Source organism: Streptomyces vulcanius (assembly GCF_042653945.1).
Lineage (GTDB): Bacteria > Actinomycetota > Actinomycetes > Streptomycetales > Streptomycetaceae > Streptomyces > Streptomyces mangrovi.
In genome coordinates this window covers 83,918-99,675 of the sequence record NZ_JBHSFK010000004.1, presented here as the reverse complement: position 1 = coordinate 99,675, position 15,758 = coordinate 83,918, and the positions used below count along the sequence as shown (strand labels likewise).

Genomic DNA, 15,758 nt, shown 5'->3' with positions numbered 1-15,758 from the left:
GCCGTGCGGATACTCGTCGCCGGGGCCACCGGAGTGGTCGGACACCCGCTGGTGGGCGCGCTGCGGGCACGCGGCCACCGGGTGAGCGCGTTGGTGCGGGAGGAGTCGCGGGCCCCGGACGCGGACGACATCGTGGTCGCCGACGCCCTCGACCGCGAGGCCGTGCTGTCGGCGGTCTCGGCGGCCCGGCCCGAGGTGGTCGTCCACCAGCTGTCGGCGTTGCGCCTGCTGCGCGACGACCCCGTGGAAGCCTTCGCGCAGACCGCCCGGCTGCGCACCGAGGGCACCGCCCACCTGGTCGAGGCGGCCCGGGCGGCCGGCGCCCGGCGGCTGGTCGCGCAGTCCATCGCCTTCGCCGCCGCACCGGAAGGACCGCCGGTCCTCGACGAGGACGCGCCGCTGCACGTGGATGCCCCGGACCTGGGCTGGGCCGCCACCGTTCGGGCCGTCGCCGAGCTGGAGCGGCTGGTCCTGGACGGCGGGCCGGACCTCGCGGGCGCGGTGCTGCGGTACGGCACGCTGTACGGCCCCGGGACCGCGTACGCCCGTGACGGCGGGACCGCGATGCGGGTACTGGCCGGGAAGTTCCCGCTGCCCGAGGGCGGCGCCGGAATCACGTCGTTCCTGCATGTGGAGGACGCCGTGGGGGCGGCCGTAGCGGCTGTCGAGTCCCAGGCCACCGGTGTCTTCCATGTGACGGACGACGAACCGGCCCCGGCCGCGCAGTGGCTGCCGCACTACGCCCGCGTGCTCGGCGGCCCGCCCCCGCGCACGGTTCCGGCGGCCCTCGCGCCCCGGCTGCTGGGCTGGTTCATGACGCATCAGCTCACCGCGGCACGCGGGGCCGCCAACGACCGGGCCCGTACGACGCTGGGCTGGAAGCCGCTGCGGCCGAGCTGGCGCGACGGGCTGGGCCGGGAATGACAGGACCCGGGGGCGCCCTCGCCATCTGTGTGATCGGCGCCGGTCCGCGCGGGCTCTCCGTCCTGGAGCGGATCTGCGCCAACGCCGAAGGCACCGGCCGACCGGTCGCCGTGCACCTCGTCGACCCGTATCCGCCCGGTCCGGGCGCGGTGTGGCGCACCGGTCAGCCGGACGGGCTGCTGATGAACACGGTCGCCTCCCAGGTGACCCTGTTCACCGACGACAGCGTGGAATGCGCGGGGCCGCCGGTGCCGGGACCGAGTCTGTACGACTGGGCGCGGACGCTTCCCGGGAGTCACCCGGACCGGGTCGTGGCCGAGGCGCGGCGGCTCGGCCCCGACACCTATCCGACCAGGGCGTTCCACGGCCACTACCTGGAATGGGTGTTCCGGCACCTGTTACGCACCGCTCCCGACGGGGTGACGGTCCACGTTCACCGGTCGACCGCGGTCGCGCTGGAGGACACCTCCGACGAGCGGCAGACGGTGACGCTGGAGGACGGCGCCCGGCTCACCGGGATGGACGCGGTGGTGCTGGCGCTCGGCCACGGAGAGCTCGCCCCCGACCAGGAGGAACGTGGCCTGGCCGACTTCGCCGAGCGGCACGTCCTGATCCACGTGGCGCCCGCCAACCCGGCCGACGCCCAACTGGACGGGATCACACCGGGCATGCCGGTCGCCCTGCGCGGCCTCGGGCTGAACTTCTTCGACCACCTGGCACTGCTCACCGAAGGCCGCGGCGGCACGTTCAAGGAGAGCGGGACCGGCCTCGCGTACCTCCCGAGCGGCAACGAGCCGGTGCTGTACGCCGGTTCACGGCGCGGAGTGCCGTACCACGCCCGGGGCGAGAACGAGAAGGGCGCGCTCGGCCGCCACCACCCCCGGTTCCTGACCCCTGAAGTCATCGCCGGGCTACGGCGGTTGGCGGACGGCGGGCGGCCCGTCACCTTCCGCGGCGAGGTCTGGCCGCTGATCGACCGTGAGGTGCGCACCGTCTACTACGAGACCTGGATCCGGGCCGCCCAAGGGACCTGGGCCGCAGAGGAGTTCGTACGGTCCACCCTGGCGGGCCGGTGCTCCGAGGCGGAGCTGCTCGATCGGTACGCGGTGCCGCCCGGCGAACGGTGGGACTGGCGGCGCGTTGAACGCCCGTACGGCGAGCGGAACTTCGCCGGTCGCGACGACTTCCGGCGCTGGCTGCTTGCGTATCTGCGGAGGGATCTCACCGAGGCCCGGCGCGGCAATGTGAGCGGGCCGCTGAAGGCCGCGCTGGACGCCCTGCGGGACCTGCGCAACGAGATCAGGCTGGTGGTCGACCACGGCGGGGTCTCCGGCGAGTCCTACCGCGGCGAACTCGACGGCTGGTACACGCCGTTGAACGCCTTCACCTCGATCGGCCCGCCGGCCTTCCGGATCGAGCAGCTGATCGCGCTCGTCGAGGCCGAGGTGCTGCACCTCGTCGGTCCGGGGACGCGGGTACGGCCCTCGACGCACGAGGGGCGCTTCCTCGTGGACGCGGAACGGGTGTCCGCACCGCCCGTGCGCGCCGACGCGCTGATCGAGGCCCGGCTGCCCGGCGTCGATCTGCGGCGCAGCGCCAACCCCCTGCTGCGCGCGCTGTACGCGGCCGGTGACTGCGTCCCGTACCGGCTGGACGGCCACGAGACCGGCGGCCTTGCCGTGACGGGCGGCCCGCCCCGGCTGGTGGACGCGGCGGGCCGGGCGCACCCGCGCCGGTTCGCGTTCGGCGTGCCGACGGAGGGGGTGCGCTGGGTCACCGCGGTCGGCGTCAGGCCCGGCGTCGGCTCGGTGACGCTGGAGGACTCGGACGCGATCGCGCGGGCGGCCCTGCGGCTCCCGGTGGGCGAAGAGCCCATGGAGGCCGCGTCCTTGACGGCACATCAAATATCCGGCACAGGGAGTCGATGAGTGTGAACGCGCTGTCCGTGGGCACCGACGCGGGCCTGCTCGCCCCCACCTGGGCGGACACGCCGGTCGCGGCCGAGGCGACCGACGAGGCCTGGCTGCAGGCCATGCTCGACGTCGAAGTGGCGCTCGCCAGGGCCCAGCACGCCGTCGGGCTGACCCCCGCCGCCGCCGTGGAGACGATCGCCGCGGCGGCCCGTGCGGACCGGCTGGACCCCGTCGCCCTCGCCCGTGCCGCCCGGGCCACGGCCAACCCGGTGGTCGCCCTGGTCACCGCCTTCACCGAGGTGGTCGCCGCCGAGGACCCGGCCGCGGCCGAGTACGTACACCGCGGGTCGACCAGCCAGGACATCCTCGACTCGGCGGCCATGCTGATCGCCCGCCGGGTGCTCGGCCTGATCGCAGCCGACCTGGACCGCGTCCGCGTCGCCCTCGCCACGCTGGCCGCCGCCCACCGCCACACCCTGCTGGCCGGGCGCACCCTGACCCAGCACGCGGTGCCCACCACCCTGGGCCTGAAGGCGGCGGGCTGGCTCCACCTGGTCGCCGACGCCCTGGCCCGGGTACGGGCGCTCGCCTCCGCCCTCCCCGCACAACTCGGCGGCGCGGCGGGCACCCTCGCGGCGTACCGCGAGTACGCGGCACTCGACGGGGGGAAGGACGAGGGCGGGGTGGAACTGCTGGGGCCGTTCGCGCAGGCCCTGGGACTGGCCGAACCGGTGCTCCCCTGGCACACCGCGCGCACCCCCGTCGCCGACCTGGGCGCGGTCCTCCAACTGGTCACCGGGGCACTCGGCAAGTTCGCGCTCGATGTGCAGACGCTCTCCCGCACCGAGATCGGCGAGCTGTCCGAGCCCGCGGCGGCCGGACGCGGGACCTCGTCGGCGATGCCGCAGAAACGGAACCCGGCGCTCGCCACACTGATCGTGTCCGCGGCCCGTCAGGTACCGGCACACGCCCTCGTCCTGGCCCAGTGCATGCTCGCCGAGGACGAGCGGCCAGCCGGGGCATGGCACGCCGAGTGGCAGCCGCTGCGGGAGGCGCTGCGCCTCGCGGGCGGAGCCGCGCACACCGCCGTGGAACTCGCGGAGGGGCTGGTCGTCCATCCGGAACAGATGCTCGCCAACATCGGACTGACCGGCGGCGCCATCGTCTCCGAACGGCTGACGGTGGCGCTCGCCCCGGCGTTCGGCAAGGCACGGGCGAAGAAACTGCTGACCGCCGCCGCGGCCGAAGCGGCCGACAGCGGACGTCCCCTCGACGAGGTGCTGCTCGGCCACCCCGAACTGTCCGCCCGGTTCACCCCCGCCCAGCTGGCGGAACTCCTCGATCCGGCCCGCTACACGGGAGCCGCCGACGCGCTGGTCGACCGGGCGCTGCGCAGATACGGGGACCGCCCCGTCACGGACCCCACGGCCGACGGGGGCGTCCGATGAGCGCCCCGAGCCGCACCGCGGCGACCGGGGGAAGGACGGCGCCCTCCCGGTCGTGGCCCGTCCTCGTGGTCGTCGTCTGCGCCCAGATGCTGATCTGGCTGGACACCTCGATCCTCAACGTCGCGGTCACCACACTGGCCGACCCGGCCGAGGGCCTGGGCGCGACCCCCGCCGAGCTGGAGTGGGTGGCGAGCGCCTACACCCTGGTCTTCGCCGGCACCCTCTTCGCGGGCGGCGCGCTCGCCGACCGCTTCGGCCCCCGGACCACGCTCCTCGCCGGACTGGCGCTGTTCGGCGCGGCGTCCGGGGCCGGCGCGTTCGCCGGGAACGCGGGATGGCTGATCGTGGCCCGCGTCCTCATGGGCGCCGGCAGCGCGCTGCTGATGCCGGCGACCCTGTCGGTCATCGTGCAGAGCACTCCGGCGGAGAAACGCACACGGGCCATCGCGATCTGGAGCTCGTCCAGCGGACTGGGCGTGGCCGTCGGCCCGGTCGTCGGCGGTGCGTTGCTCAGCCACTTCTGGTGGGGTTCGGTGTTCCTGGTCAACGTGCCGATCGTGGCCCTGTGTCTGGCCGGGGTGGTGGCCGTGGTGCCCGCGCTGAAAGGCCCCGGGCGCAGGGTGCTCGACCTGCCGGGCCTCGCGTGGTCGGTCCTCGGTCTCGGCGGTGTGGTCTACGGCATCATCGAACTCGGCAACGGACAGCGCTGGTACGGGGCACACGTCCTGCTGCCCCTCGTCGTGGGCGCCGCGCTGCTCGCGGTCTTCGTGGCCGGTCAGCGCAGGTCCCCGGCGCCCAGCCTGGACCTGCGGCTCTTCCGGCAGCCCGGGTTCACGGCCGGGAGCCTGGTGCTGCTGATCGCGTTCGGGGCGCTGGCCGGGCACCTGTTCTACGCGGCGTTCTACCTCCAGGGGCCCCGCGGGCTCTCACCCGCCGACGCCGGAACCGTGATGATCGCCGCCGCGGTGGGCATCGTCCTGGGCAGTCAGGCGTCCCCGGCGATGAGCAGGCTGCTCTCGGCCCGGTGGACGGTCGCGGCCGGGACCCTGGCCACGGCGGTCACGTACGTCGGCTATCTGTGGTTCGACACGGAGACACCGATCCCGGTCGTCGTCGCGCTGCTGTGGGTGCAGGGCTTCGGCATGGGCCTGGTCGGCACCCCCGTCACGGCCGTGATGATGAGCCGGGTCCCGCCGCAGCTCGCGGGTGCCGGGTCGGCCGTCAACAGCGTCACGCGGCAGGTGGGCGGGACGCTCGGGGTGGCGATGGCCGGCTCGATCCTCTCCGCGGTGTACCGGGACCGCATGGCGGACGCCGCGCTGCCGGGCGGTCCGCAGGGGCTCTCGCCGGACGCTCGGGAGCAGGCCACGGCCTCGGCCGAGGCGGCCCGCTCGCTGGCCGGCTCGCTGCGGCTGCCGGAACTGGCGGCCACGGCCGACCGCGCCTTCCTGGACTCGATGTACGCGGCCACGTTCTGGACCGCCGTACTGGCCTTCATCGGCTTCGGCGTGGCCGTCGTGGGGCTGCGCACACGGGAGACCGACAGTGAGAGTGGAGGGAACTGAAGTGGAAGGCACCGGGCAACGGCCCGCGCCCCGGTCGGTTTTCGTGACCGGGGGGAACAGGGGGATCGGGTTGGCCATTGCCCGCCGATTCGCCGCGGCGGGGGACCGGGTCGCGGTCACCTGTCGCGGTGCGGAGCCCCCCGCCGCCGAGGGACTCCTCGCCGTACGCTGCGATGTGACGGACAGTCAACAGGTGGACCAGGCCTTCAAGGAGGCCGAGGCGGCCCACGGTCCGGTCGGTGTCCTGGTCGCCAACGCGGGCGCCACCCACGACCGGCTGCTGCTGACGATGAGCGAGGCGGATTTCACCTCCGTCGTCGACACCAACCTCACCGGCGCCTTCCGGGTCGCCCGGCGAGCGATGCGCGGGATGCTCGGGCAGGGCTTCGGCCGTATCGTGCTGATCTCCTCCACGGCGGCTCTGCACGGCGCCGCCGGGCAGAGCAACTACGCGGCGGCGAAGGCGGGTCTGGTCGGTTTCGCCCGGTCGCTGACCCATGAACTCGGCCCCCGGGACATCACCTGCAACGTGGTGGCACCCGGTCTGACCGAGACGGACATGAGCCGCGCACTCACCGAGCGGCAGCGGCAGACCCTGCTCGGCCGGACCCCGGCCGGCCGCCTCGCCCACCCGGACGAGGTCGCCGACGCGGTGGCGTTCCTGGCCGGCGCCGGTTATGTGCGCGGCGCCGTGATCCCGGTCGACGGGGGTGCCGGACTGGGTCACTGAGCCCGGGGCGGCCTCACGCCTGCACGAGTACGGTGCACCAGACCTCGTTGTTGTCGCCGATGCCGCAGTCGGCGATCTCCCCGCTCCGGATCTTCGTCCAGACACCCTTCGTCCGCCAGTGCCAGGTACCGACCCGCGAGAACCGCTCGTGGTACCCGTGGGTGGCGAACGTGAAGGCGTCGACGTCCTTGCCGGTGCCGTTACCGCCCCGCGTTCCGTTGCCGAACGACTCCTGCTTGCACTTGGCGTGCTTGAACTCGCTGCCGGTGCCGCCGTCCCAGTTCCACACGTCGCAGTAGTGCGGGCCCTCGCCGAGACTCATCGTGTAGTGCATCGTCTGGCCGGTCCTGTTCTTCACCGCGCCGCACAGGGGACCCACGCACCCGTCCGCGGAGGCGGTCGTCGCCCCCGCGACGACCACCCCGGACGCCAGGAAGGCGGCGGCGACGACGGTGACAGCCGTCCGGTTCGCTCGGAACATCAATTTGCGCATGGCAGTTCCATTCTCTTCTTGCGTTCTTGTGTTGCGTCGGCTCGGGGTCAGCGTCGGGTTCCTCGTCGAAGGAGGCAAGCGCACAGGTGATTCCTGGGACGCCGGGATGAAGAACCCACTGTGAGCTGGGCGTTCTACCGCTCTCTGGGATGGAGGAGAGACGCCTGGCCCACCGTGAGCCGTGCGCCGGCGTCGGGTGGGCACCCCCTGAGAATCTCCGTTGCCCAGAGCGTGCCTGTGGGCGATCCTGACGTCATGAGGTGCTTCGCATGCGGCTGAGGCTGCGCCAGTTCAGGCCCCGGACCGGGCCGCACGAACATCGTGTCGTCCAGCCCTGGCAGCCCCTTCGCCATACCTCGCTGCGCGCCCCCGAACCCATCGGCCTGCTGCTCGGCGACCATGACGGGCTCAACCGGCTCGCGGGCCTGTTCTCCTTCGCCGCCTGTTCCCGGCACACGATCGTCCACGTACCGCTGCGCGAGAGCCTTCCTCCCGACGAGGGCGTCGGCGAGCTGGTCGACCTCGTGCTGGCCCATCACACGCTGGGCCTGCGCCCCAGCAGATGGCCCGAGGTGCGGCGCAAGCTGGTGAACGGTGCCGCGCTGACCGTCCGCACCGACGAGGCACGTACCGCCCGGGACGCCGCCTCCTGGCGAGAACGCCGGGACCGGGCCGATTTCCGGGACGAACTGCGGCACGCCACCCACGCCCGGACGTTCTTCCTGTTCGGCAGCCGGGACGTCTTCGCCGAGGCCGCCACGGGCTTCGCCTACGCGGCGGGCTGGGGCCCGCGCCAGAAGCGCGTCAGCGAGGGCCACTCGGCGTTGATGGATGCGCTCCCCGCACTGGTCCAGGCGCCTGGCGGCGGGCACCCCTTCGAGGTGATGATCTGCTTCAAGGCGTATCCGCCCTACGCCCACTTCCGGCGGCCGGGTCGCTGAAACCGGGCGAGGGCGTCACCGAACGCCCGCCGACGACGTCAGGTACGCCGCCCAGTGCCTTGCGGGGGAGGAGCATGTGCAGTTCCCCTTCAAGTCCGCACGGGTGTCCGGGACCTACAGCTGCCACCACCAGGCTTCGAGGTCGTGGTGGTCGGTGAACTCCACGGGGACGGCGTAGGGCGACCGCTGCGCGATGGGCAGGGCGTCGGTGCGGCGGACCACGGCGCGCAGGTCTTGCACGGCGGGCATGTCGGCGAGTTCGGCGACGTCGAAGGGACAGCCCGCGGGGCCGCCGAGGAGGGTTTCGCAGCCGAACGCGTACCACATGCCGATGAGTTCGTGGTCCCGCGCCTTCTCGGCGGCGACGGCGACCTCGCGGACCACGTCGATCAGCGGGGTGCGGCGGGGCGGGGCGGCGTCGGGACCGCGGAGTTCGCCGGCGGTGGCCATGCGCCGCCACAGCGCGGTGCCGGCGTCGCAGTAGAGGAACGGCGGATCGACGTAGCCGTCTTCGAGCCAGGAGCCGTAGCCGTCGAAGCCGGGGGCGTCCTCGTCGAACGTGCGCAGCTCGGTGAAGTCTGTCAGCGCGTCGAAACAGGCGGACCGCTCGGCGTAGTCGGGGTGAGGACACGGACCGAGTCCGCGACCAGGTCCTCGATCTCATGCATGGACATCGGGTTCACCGTCCTTCGAGCCGGGGCGCCGTCGTGCGGCCGGTCCCGGTCGGACGGTGACCTCGGCCGGAGTCAGCTCGGTGTGCTCCCCGGAGCACTCGACGACCACACGCACCGGAGACCCGCACGCGCCATGGCTGATGTCCAGCACGGGCCCCTCCGGGTCGGCGACATACGTCTCGCCCCACTGCCGCAGCGCCACGAGGACGGGCCACAGATCCCGGCCCCTGCGGGTCAGGCGGTACTCGTGCCGGGTCCGGCTGCCGCGTTCCTGATAGGGGACGGTCTTGAGGATCCCGGCCGCGACCAGCTTGCGGAGCCGGTCGGCGAGCACCGCGTCCGAGAGCCCGACATGGCGGCGGAGGTCGTCGAAACGGCGGACCCCGTTGAAGGCGTCCCGCAGGATCAGCAGCGTCCACTTCTCGCCGACGACGTCGAGGGTGCGCTGGACCGGGCAGTTCTCGGTGCTCATCTCGAGCCACTTCATGCCGTCATCGTAGAGAGGCCACCTGGCTTTGTCATTGACAGCCAGCTTCGGTGAGAGCTGGCTTCGCCGGGCAGAGTCAGGGGCGAGGGAGGAAGCACAGCCGCATGGAACGGTCTCGTACATACGACTGGGAGGATCCGGCCGTCTCGGTGAAGTTCCTCCGTCCGGTCACGGCCGACACGGGCAAGGTCCGCGCCGTCGGCGGCACATACATGCTGTTCCCGATGCCGGGCGCCTGACTCCCGGCCCGAAAGCTCCTCAGCTCTGCTGCCGCCGTTCGTCCATGTCCGCCACGAGGGCCTGGCGGCTGCGGCGGACGTGCTCGCGCATCACGCGTTCCGCCCCGTCGCCGTCCGGGCTGACGTCCGACGAACCGTCAGCCGTCGTGTCCTGACGGACCGTCCGGGCCGGGTTCCGCCTCTTCGGGGGCGGTGCCCGGCCCTTCGGCTTACGGGGAGCTTCCACGGCGGAAATCCCTCCGTAATGCCAAAGGGGTCTACTCGTATGCAACAGTGATTCACCGCAGTGGACACCCTGGGAGGGGCCCATGACGACCGACCCGGAAGCGGACGCCCCCGATCTCGCCGAGCTGGTCCGCGCCGATGGCATCGAGTTCGTGCTGGCCGTCTTCGTCGACCTGACCGGCAAGCCGTGCGCCAAGCTCGTCCCGGCCCAGGCCGTCGAGGAACTCCGTGACGCGGGCGTCGGTTTCGCCGGGTACGCGGCCGGCGCGCTCGGCCAGCAGCCCAGCGACCCCGACGTCATCGCCCGGCCGGACGCCTCCTCGTACACACCCGTCCCCTTCGTCAAGCCCGGTCTCGCGCTCGTCCACTGCGACCCGCACGTGGAGGGGGAACCCTGGCCGTACGCCCCGCGTGTCATCCTGCGCGGGCTGCTGGAGCGGGCCGCCGCGCAGGGGCTGTCCCTCTCCGTGGGCGCCGAGATCGAGTACTTCCTCGTCAACCGGGACGAGCACGGTGTGCTCAGCGTCGCCGACGCCCGGGACACCGCTGCCCAACCCTGTTACGACGCACGCGGGTTGACCCGGATGTACGACCACCTCACCGCGGTCTCCACCGCCATGAACTCCCTCGGCTGGGGCAACTACGCCAACGACCACGAGGACGGCAACGGCCAGTTCGAGCAGAACTTCCAGCACGCCGACGCCCTCACCACCGCCGACCGGGTCATCACCATGCGGTACCTGGTGTCGGTGCTGGCCGAACAGCGCGGTATGACCGCCACGTTCATGCCGAAGCCGTTCACCGACCGCACCGGCACCGGCATGCACCTGCACATGTCGCTCTGGCGTGGCGACGATCCCACGTTCCCCGACGCCACCGACGGGCGCGGCCTCGGCCTCTCCCCGCTCGCCTACTCCTTCGTCGCCGGGATCGTCGAGCACGCGCGTGCCCTCCAGGCCGTCATCGCGCCGACGGTCAACTCCTACAAGCGCACCGGCGCGGTGAACACCCGCTCGGGCGCCACCTGGTCACCCCGCGTCGCGGGGTACGGCGGCAACGACCGCACCCACTTCGTGCGCGTCCCCGACGGCAACCGCATCGAACTGCGCGGCGGAGACGGCGCCGCCAACCCCTACCTCGCCGCTGCCGCCGCCCTCGCCGCCGGCCTCGACGGCATCGAGCGCGGCCTCGACCCCGGCGAACCGGGCGCGGGAGGCAAGGGCCCCGAACTCCCGCCGACCCTGCTGCACGCCGTCGAGGCGCTTCAGGCGGACGACGTGATCAGCGGCGCCCTGGACGCCGTCGGCACCGGGGTGAGCCGGTACTTCGCCGCCCTCAAGCGCGAGGAGTTCTTCGACTGGCACGCCACGGTCGGCCCCTGGGAGCTCGACCGCTATCTGACCGCCTTCTGAGAGGACTTGGGATGTGCGGAATCGTGGGGCTCCATCTGCGTGAGCCGTCACTCGAACCACGGCTCGGCGAGCTGCTGAGCGCGATGCTGGGCCAGGTCGTCGAACGCGGACCGGACTCGGCGGGGGTCGCTGTCTACGGCGACCCGCGCCTGTCCCCGCCGGGCCGGGCCGTCGTCTCGCTGCTCGGGGTCACGCCGGCCGAGGCGGAGGCCGCGCTGCCCGGCGCCGTGGCCGTGGCTGCCGACGCCACCACGGTGGTGCACGCGGACCTTTCCATCGCCGCCCTGCTCGCAGCCGTCCCGGCGGTACTGCCGCACGCCACCGTCATCGGCTCCGGCACCGACATGGCCGTACTCAAGGGCACCGGAAATCCGGTGGAGTTGGCGGACGCCTTCGGGCTCGCCGGCGTCGTCGGCCACCAGGGCGTCGGTCACACCCGCATGGCCACCGAGTCCGCCGTGACCCCCGAGGGGGCCCACCCCTTCTCGGTCGGCCCCGGTCAATGCCTGGTGCACAACGGCTCCTTCGCCAACCACGCCACCATCCGCCGTGAACTGCGCGCCCGGGGCGTGGAGTTCGACAGCGAGAACGACTCCGAGGTCGGCGCCCGCTTCATCGCGCACCAGCTCTCCGAGGGCGCCGACCTGGAGAAGGCGCTGCGGCTGCTGTGCGAGCGGTTCGACGGGTTCTACACGCTGCTGGTGTCCACGAGCGACTCCTTCGCGGTCGTCCGCGACGCCATCGCCTGCAAGCCGGCCCTCGTCGCCGAGACCGACGCATGGGTCGCGATGGCCTCCGAGTACCGCGCCCTCGACGTCCTGCCCGGCGTCGAGAACGCCCGCATCTTCGAACCCGAGCCGGAAGAGGTGTACGTATGGCGACGCTGATCGACCTGGCCGAGACCCCGGTACGGGAGCTCAACCAGGCGCTGCACACGCCCTCGGCGGCGGCCTGGCGCATCCTCAATCCACGGGGCGCGCACGCCGTGGCCTGCGGCATCCGGGAGGATCTCGCCGTGGACGTCGAAGGACATGTCGGCTACTACTGCGCGGGCATGAACCAGCGCGCCACCGTCACCGTCCACGGAAACGCGGGTACCGGAGTCGCCGAGAACATGATGTCCGGCACGGTGCGCGTGCGCGGCAACGCGTCCCAGTCGGCCGGCGCCACCGCCCACGGGGGGCTTCTGGTCATCGACGGGGACGCGTCCGCCCGGTGCGGGATCTCCATGAAGGGCGTGGACATCGTCGTCGGCGGAAACGTGGGCCACATGAGCGCGTTCATGGGCCAGGCCGGACGGCTGGTCGTCTGCGGCGACGCGGGCGACGCGCTGGGGGACTCGCTGTACGAGGCCCGGATCTACGTCCGCGGGACGGTCAAGTCGCTCGGCGCGGACTGTGTGGAGAAGGAGATGCGGGGTGAACACCTCGCCGAGCTGGCGGAGTTGCTGAAGGCGGCCGAGCGGGACGAGGACCCCGCCGACTTCCGGCGCTACGGCTCCGCCCGGGAGCTGTACCACTTCAAGGTCGACAACACGGCTGCGTACTAGCTCCGCTGGGAGGCCGTGTTCATCTGCGGGCCGGATGTGGCCGGTCGCGCAGTTCCCCGCGCCCCCAAGGGGTGCTAGAGCCCGTCCCACTCGAGGAGTTGACGTTGGAAACCGCATCCCACGGCCTGCGTGAGTCGGCCACCTTCGACCGTGCCACCATCCACGCCATCCAGCGCGCCGCCGAGACCGGTATCTATGACATCCGGGGTTGGGGCGCCAAGCGTCGGCTTCCGCATTTCGACGACCTGTTGCTGCTCGGTGCCTCCATGTCCCGCTATCCGCTGGAGGGTTACCGCGAGCGCTGCGACACGGACGTCGTCCTTGGCTCCCGGCACGCGAAGCAGCCCCTGCGGCTCGCCACCCCCGTCACCATCGCCGGCATGAGCTTCGGCGCGCTGTCCGCCCAGGCCAAGGAGGCCCTCGGCCGTGGCGCCAGTGAGGTGGGCACCTCGACGACCACCGGCGACGGAGGCATGACCCCGGAGGAACGGGGCCACTCCAAGCACCTCGTCCACCAGTACCTGCCGTCCCGCTACGGAATGAACCCCGACGACCTGCGCGCCGCCGACGCCATCGAGGTCGTCCTCGGCCAGGGCGCCAAACCCGGCGGCGGAGGCATGCTGCTCGGCCGGAAGATCACCGAACGGGTCGCCGGCATGCGGACGCTGCCCGTCGGCGTCGACCAGCGCAGCGCCTGCCGCCACCCCGACTGGACCGGCCCCGACGACCTCGCCATCAAGATCCTCGAACTGCGCGAGATCACCGACTGGGAGAAGCCGGTCTATGTGAAGGTCGGCGCGACCCGGACGTACTACGACGTCAAGCTCGCCGTCCACGCCGGCGCCGACGTCGTGGTCGTCGACGGTATGCAGGGCGGTACGGCCGCCACCCAGGACGTCTTCATCGAGCACGTCGGCATCCCCACCCTGGCCGCCCTGCCCCAAGCCGTCCGGGCGCTGCAGGAGTTGGGCGTCCACCGCGAGGTCCAGCTCATCGTCTCCGGCGGCATCCGGGGCGGCGCCGACATGGCCAAGGCCCTCGCCCTGGGCGCGGACGCCGTCGCCATCGGCACGGCCGCCCTGATCGCCCTGGGCGACAACCACCCGAAGTACGACGCCGAGTACCGCGAACTCGGCTCCGCCGCAGGTTACTTCGACGACTACCAGGACGGCCGCGACCCCGCCGGTATCTCCACCCAGGACGAGGAACTCTCGGCCCGACTCGACCCGGTGGAGGCCGGTCGCCGACTCGCCAACTACCTCCGCGTGATGACCATGGAGGCCCAGACCCTCGCCCGCGCCTGCGGCAAGGCCCACCTCCTCCACCTGGAACCCGAGGACCTGGTCGCCCTCACCATCGAGTCCGCCGCCATGGCCCGGGTCCCCCTCGCCGGCACCGACTGGATCCCCGGGGCGTCGCGGTGATCGCCGTCGTCGGCGCCGGGCTCATGGGCGCCGCCACCGCCTGGCAGCTGGCCCGGCGGGGCCACGAGGTCACCCTGATCGAGGCCTACGACATCGGCCACCGGCACGGCAGTTCGCACGGCACCTCGCGCATCTTCCGACGCGCCTACGCCGACCCCCTCTACGTCGGCCTGACCGGCCGGGCCCGCGAGGAGTGGCGCGAGCTGGAGCACGACAGCTCGACTCCCCTGCTGCGCACCACCGGTGGCCTCGACCTGGGCGAAGGACGCGACCCGCAGGGGCTGGCCGCCGTACTGGGCGCGGCCGGAGTGCCGTACGAACTCCTCGGTGAGCGGGCCGCCGCCGAGCGCTGGCCGTACATCCGCTTCCCGGGCCCGGTGCTGTACCAACCGGACGCGGGGGTCATCGACGCCGACGAGACCGTCGCGGCCTGCGTGCGGCGGGCGATCGAGCATGGCGCGGACGCGTGGATCGGCGTACGCGTCATCGGCGTCGACGTACAGGAGAAGGTGCGCCTGCGCACGGACGACAGGCGTGAGCTCACCGCCGACACGGTGGTGATCGCGGCCGGGGCGTGGCTGCCCGAGCTCGAACTGCCCGTCGCGCTACCGCCGTTGACGGTCACCCAGCAGCAGGTCTTCCACTTCCGGCAGCGGGGGCCGTACGTCGCCTGGCCGATCCTGGTCTCCAAGGACGAGTCGATGGAGGTCTTCGGACTGCCGTCCGGCGGTGACGGCGGCCCGCGGCCCGCGGTCAAGGTCGCCGAACACGACCGCGGCACCCCGACCACGGCCGGCACCCGCAGCGGGATCGTCGACCCCGCCTCGCGCACCCGCGTGAGCGACCTCGTCCGCGACCGGCTCCCGGGGCTCGACCCCGTCCCGGTCGCCGAGACCACCTGCCTCTACACCACCACCCCCGACGAGGACTTCGTCCTGGACCGCCGCGGCCCCCTCGTCATCGCCTCCCCGTGCTCCGGACACGGCGCGAAGTTCGCGCCGCTCATCGGCTCGATGGCCGCCGACCTCGCCACCGGCCGCGCCGAGCCCCACCCCAGGTTCCGCCTGGACCGCACGGCATAGGATGCGCCGGTGACCGAGCACCCCACCCCCGCGGAGAGTTCCGGGACCTCCGAGGTTTCCGACGACAAGGCGCTGGAGCGCGTCATCGCGGTCCGGGCCCGCGAGTACCGGCAGGCGGCCGGGCTGTCGGTCGGCGAGATGGCGCAGCGCGTCGGCATCTCCAAGGCCATGCTGTCGAAGATCGAGAACGCCCAGACCGCGTGCAGTCTCACCACGCTCTCCCGGCTCGCGCGCGGTCTCGACGTCCCGGTCACCGCCCTGTTCCGCGGCATGGACGACGAACGCGAGGCGGTCTTCGTCCCCGCCGGGCACGGCGCCCGCATCGTCCGGCGGGGCACCCGCGTCGGCCACGAGTACGCCCAGCTCGGCTCACTCCGGGGCGCCCACAAGCGCATGGACGCCCTGCTGGTCACCCTCACCGAGTCCAGTGAGGTCTTCCCGCTCTTCCAGCACGCCGGCACGGAGATCATCTACCTGCTGGAGGGCGTCATGGTCTACGGCCACGGGAAATCCAGCTACACGTTGCGCCCCGGCGACGCCCTCCAGTTCGACGGCGAGGCCCCGCACGGCCCGGAACGGCTGGTCGAGCTACCGATCCGCTTCCTGACGGTGACGGCCTTCGGCGACAGCCCCCAGCACTGACAGTGCATCG

17 protein-coding genes are annotated in these 15,758 nt (G+C 72.6%); 13 read left to right on the top strand and 4 right to left on the bottom strand.

Going from position 1 to position 15,758, the window contains the following annotated elements:
- Positions 1–3: 3 nt before the first annotated feature.
- From ACFPIH_RS07375 to fabG, 5 genes are read left to right on the top strand one after another with little or no spacing between them, the layout of a single operon-like run.
- Positions 4–924, top strand: coding sequence for an NAD-dependent epimerase/dehydratase family protein (locus tag ACFPIH_RS07375; protein WP_381169396.1), 921 nt, complete (start codon positions 4–6; stop codon positions 922–924).
- Complete coding sequence (locus tag ACFPIH_RS07370) at positions 921–2,852, top strand: FAD/NAD(P)-binding protein (protein ID WP_381169394.1); 1,932 nt, start codon at positions 921–923, stop codon at positions 2,850–2,852. Before ACFPIH_RS07375 ends, ACFPIH_RS07370 begins: the two co-directional genes overlap by 4 nt.
- Positions 2,849–4,285: a nitrosuccinate lyase gene (locus tag ACFPIH_RS07365; RefSeq protein ID WP_381169392.1), complete on the top strand. Its 1,437-nt coding sequence runs from the start codon at positions 2,849–2,851 to the stop codon at positions 4,283–4,285. The genes ACFPIH_RS07370 and ACFPIH_RS07365 overlap by 4 nt, the downstream gene beginning before the upstream one ends.
- Positions 4,282–5,850 (top strand): MFS transporter, encoded by a 1,569-nt coding sequence (locus ACFPIH_RS07360; protein ID WP_381169390.1) that lies wholly within the window; start codon positions 4,282–4,284, stop codon positions 5,848–5,850. The genes ACFPIH_RS07365 and ACFPIH_RS07360 overlap by 4 nt, the downstream gene beginning before the upstream one ends.
- Position 5,851: 1 nt before the next feature.
- Positions 5,852–6,580: a 3-oxoacyl-ACP reductase FabG gene (gene fabG / locus ACFPIH_RS07355; RefSeq protein WP_381169388.1), complete on the top strand. Its 729-nt coding sequence runs from the start codon at positions 5,852–5,854 to the stop codon at positions 6,578–6,580.
- Positions 6,581–6,593: 13 nt separating this feature from the next.
- Here fabG and ACFPIH_RS07350 read toward each other — a convergent pair whose 3' ends face one another.
- On the bottom strand, positions 6,594–7,073 hold the full coding sequence (locus tag ACFPIH_RS07350; RefSeq protein WP_381169386.1) for a hypothetical protein: 480 nt from the start codon (positions 7,071–7,073) through the stop codon (positions 6,594–6,596).
- A 269-nt stretch (positions 7,074–7,342) separates the two neighbouring features.
- Here ACFPIH_RS07350 and ACFPIH_RS07345 point away from each other — a divergent pair, with 269 nt between their 5' ends.
- Positions 7,343–8,014: a hypothetical protein gene (locus tag ACFPIH_RS07345; protein WP_381169384.1), complete on the top strand. Its 672-nt coding sequence runs from the start codon at positions 7,343–7,345 to the stop codon at positions 8,012–8,014.
- A gap of 114 nt (positions 8,015–8,128) precedes the next feature.
- Here the strand turns inward: ACFPIH_RS07345 and ACFPIH_RS07340 are convergent, their stop codons facing one another.
- Positions 8,129–8,464: a hypothetical protein gene (locus tag ACFPIH_RS07340; protein WP_381169382.1), complete on the bottom strand. Its 336-nt coding sequence runs from the start codon at positions 8,462–8,464 to the stop codon at positions 8,129–8,131.
- Between the two features lie 210 nt (positions 8,465–8,674).
- On the bottom strand, positions 8,675–9,175 hold the full coding sequence (locus ACFPIH_RS07335) for a winged helix-turn-helix transcriptional regulator (protein WP_381169380.1): 501 nt from the start codon (positions 9,173–9,175) through the stop codon (positions 8,675–8,677).
- A 104-nt stretch (positions 9,176–9,279) separates the two neighbouring features.
- On the opposite strand from ACFPIH_RS07335, the gene ACFPIH_RS07330 reads away from it, so the two are divergent.
- The gene (locus ACFPIH_RS07330; RefSeq protein WP_381169378.1) at positions 9,280–9,414 is read left to right on the top strand and encodes a hypothetical protein; all 135 of its coding nucleotides are present in this window, start codon (positions 9,280–9,282) and stop codon (positions 9,412–9,414) included.
- Between the two features lie 19 nt (positions 9,415–9,433).
- On the opposite strand, the gene ACFPIH_RS07325 is transcribed toward ACFPIH_RS07330, so the two are convergent.
- Entirely contained in the window at positions 9,434–9,640 is a 207-nt protein-coding gene (locus ACFPIH_RS07325; protein ID WP_381169376.1) for a hypothetical protein, read from the bottom strand.
- Between the two features lie 82 nt (positions 9,641–9,722).
- Between ACFPIH_RS07325 and glnT the strand changes: the two genes are divergently transcribed.
- The 6 genes from glnT to ACFPIH_RS07295 all read left to right on the top strand — a co-directional run bounded on the left by glnT (position 9,723) and on the right by ACFPIH_RS07295 (position 15,748).
- Positions 9,723–11,051, top strand: a complete 1,329-nt coding sequence (gene glnT / locus ACFPIH_RS07320) for a type III glutamate--ammonia ligase (protein WP_381169374.1) — start codon at positions 9,723–9,725, stop codon at positions 11,049–11,051.
- Positions 11,052–11,062: 11 nt separating this feature from the next.
- Positions 11,063–11,938: a class II glutamine amidotransferase gene (locus ACFPIH_RS07315; protein ID WP_381169372.1), complete on the top strand. Its 876-nt coding sequence runs from the start codon at positions 11,063–11,065 to the stop codon at positions 11,936–11,938.
- Positions 11,926–12,600 carry a GltB/FmdC/FwdC-like GXGXG domain-containing protein gene (locus ACFPIH_RS07310; RefSeq protein WP_381169370.1) on the top strand — a complete coding sequence of 225 codons (675 nt, stop codon included), beginning with the start codon at positions 11,926–11,928 and terminating at the stop codon, positions 12,598–12,600. The genes ACFPIH_RS07315 and ACFPIH_RS07310 overlap by 13 nt, the downstream gene beginning before the upstream one ends.
- Before the next feature lie 104 nt (positions 12,601–12,704).
- Positions 12,705–14,024 carry an FMN-binding glutamate synthase family protein gene (locus ACFPIH_RS07305; protein ID WP_381169368.1) on the top strand — a complete coding sequence of 440 codons (1,320 nt, stop codon included), beginning with the start codon at positions 12,705–12,707 and terminating at the stop codon, positions 14,022–14,024.
- Positions 14,021–15,106, top strand: coding sequence for an FAD-dependent oxidoreductase (locus tag ACFPIH_RS07300; protein ID WP_381169366.1), 1,086 nt, complete (start codon positions 14,021–14,023; stop codon positions 15,104–15,106). The genes ACFPIH_RS07305 and ACFPIH_RS07300 overlap by 4 nt, the downstream gene beginning before the upstream one ends.
- A gap of 9 nt (positions 15,107–15,115) precedes the next feature.
- Positions 15,116–15,748 (top strand): helix-turn-helix domain-containing protein, encoded by a 633-nt coding sequence (locus tag ACFPIH_RS07295; protein WP_381169364.1) that lies wholly within the window; start codon positions 15,116–15,118, stop codon positions 15,746–15,748.
- Positions 15,749–15,758: the final 10 nt, after the last annotated feature.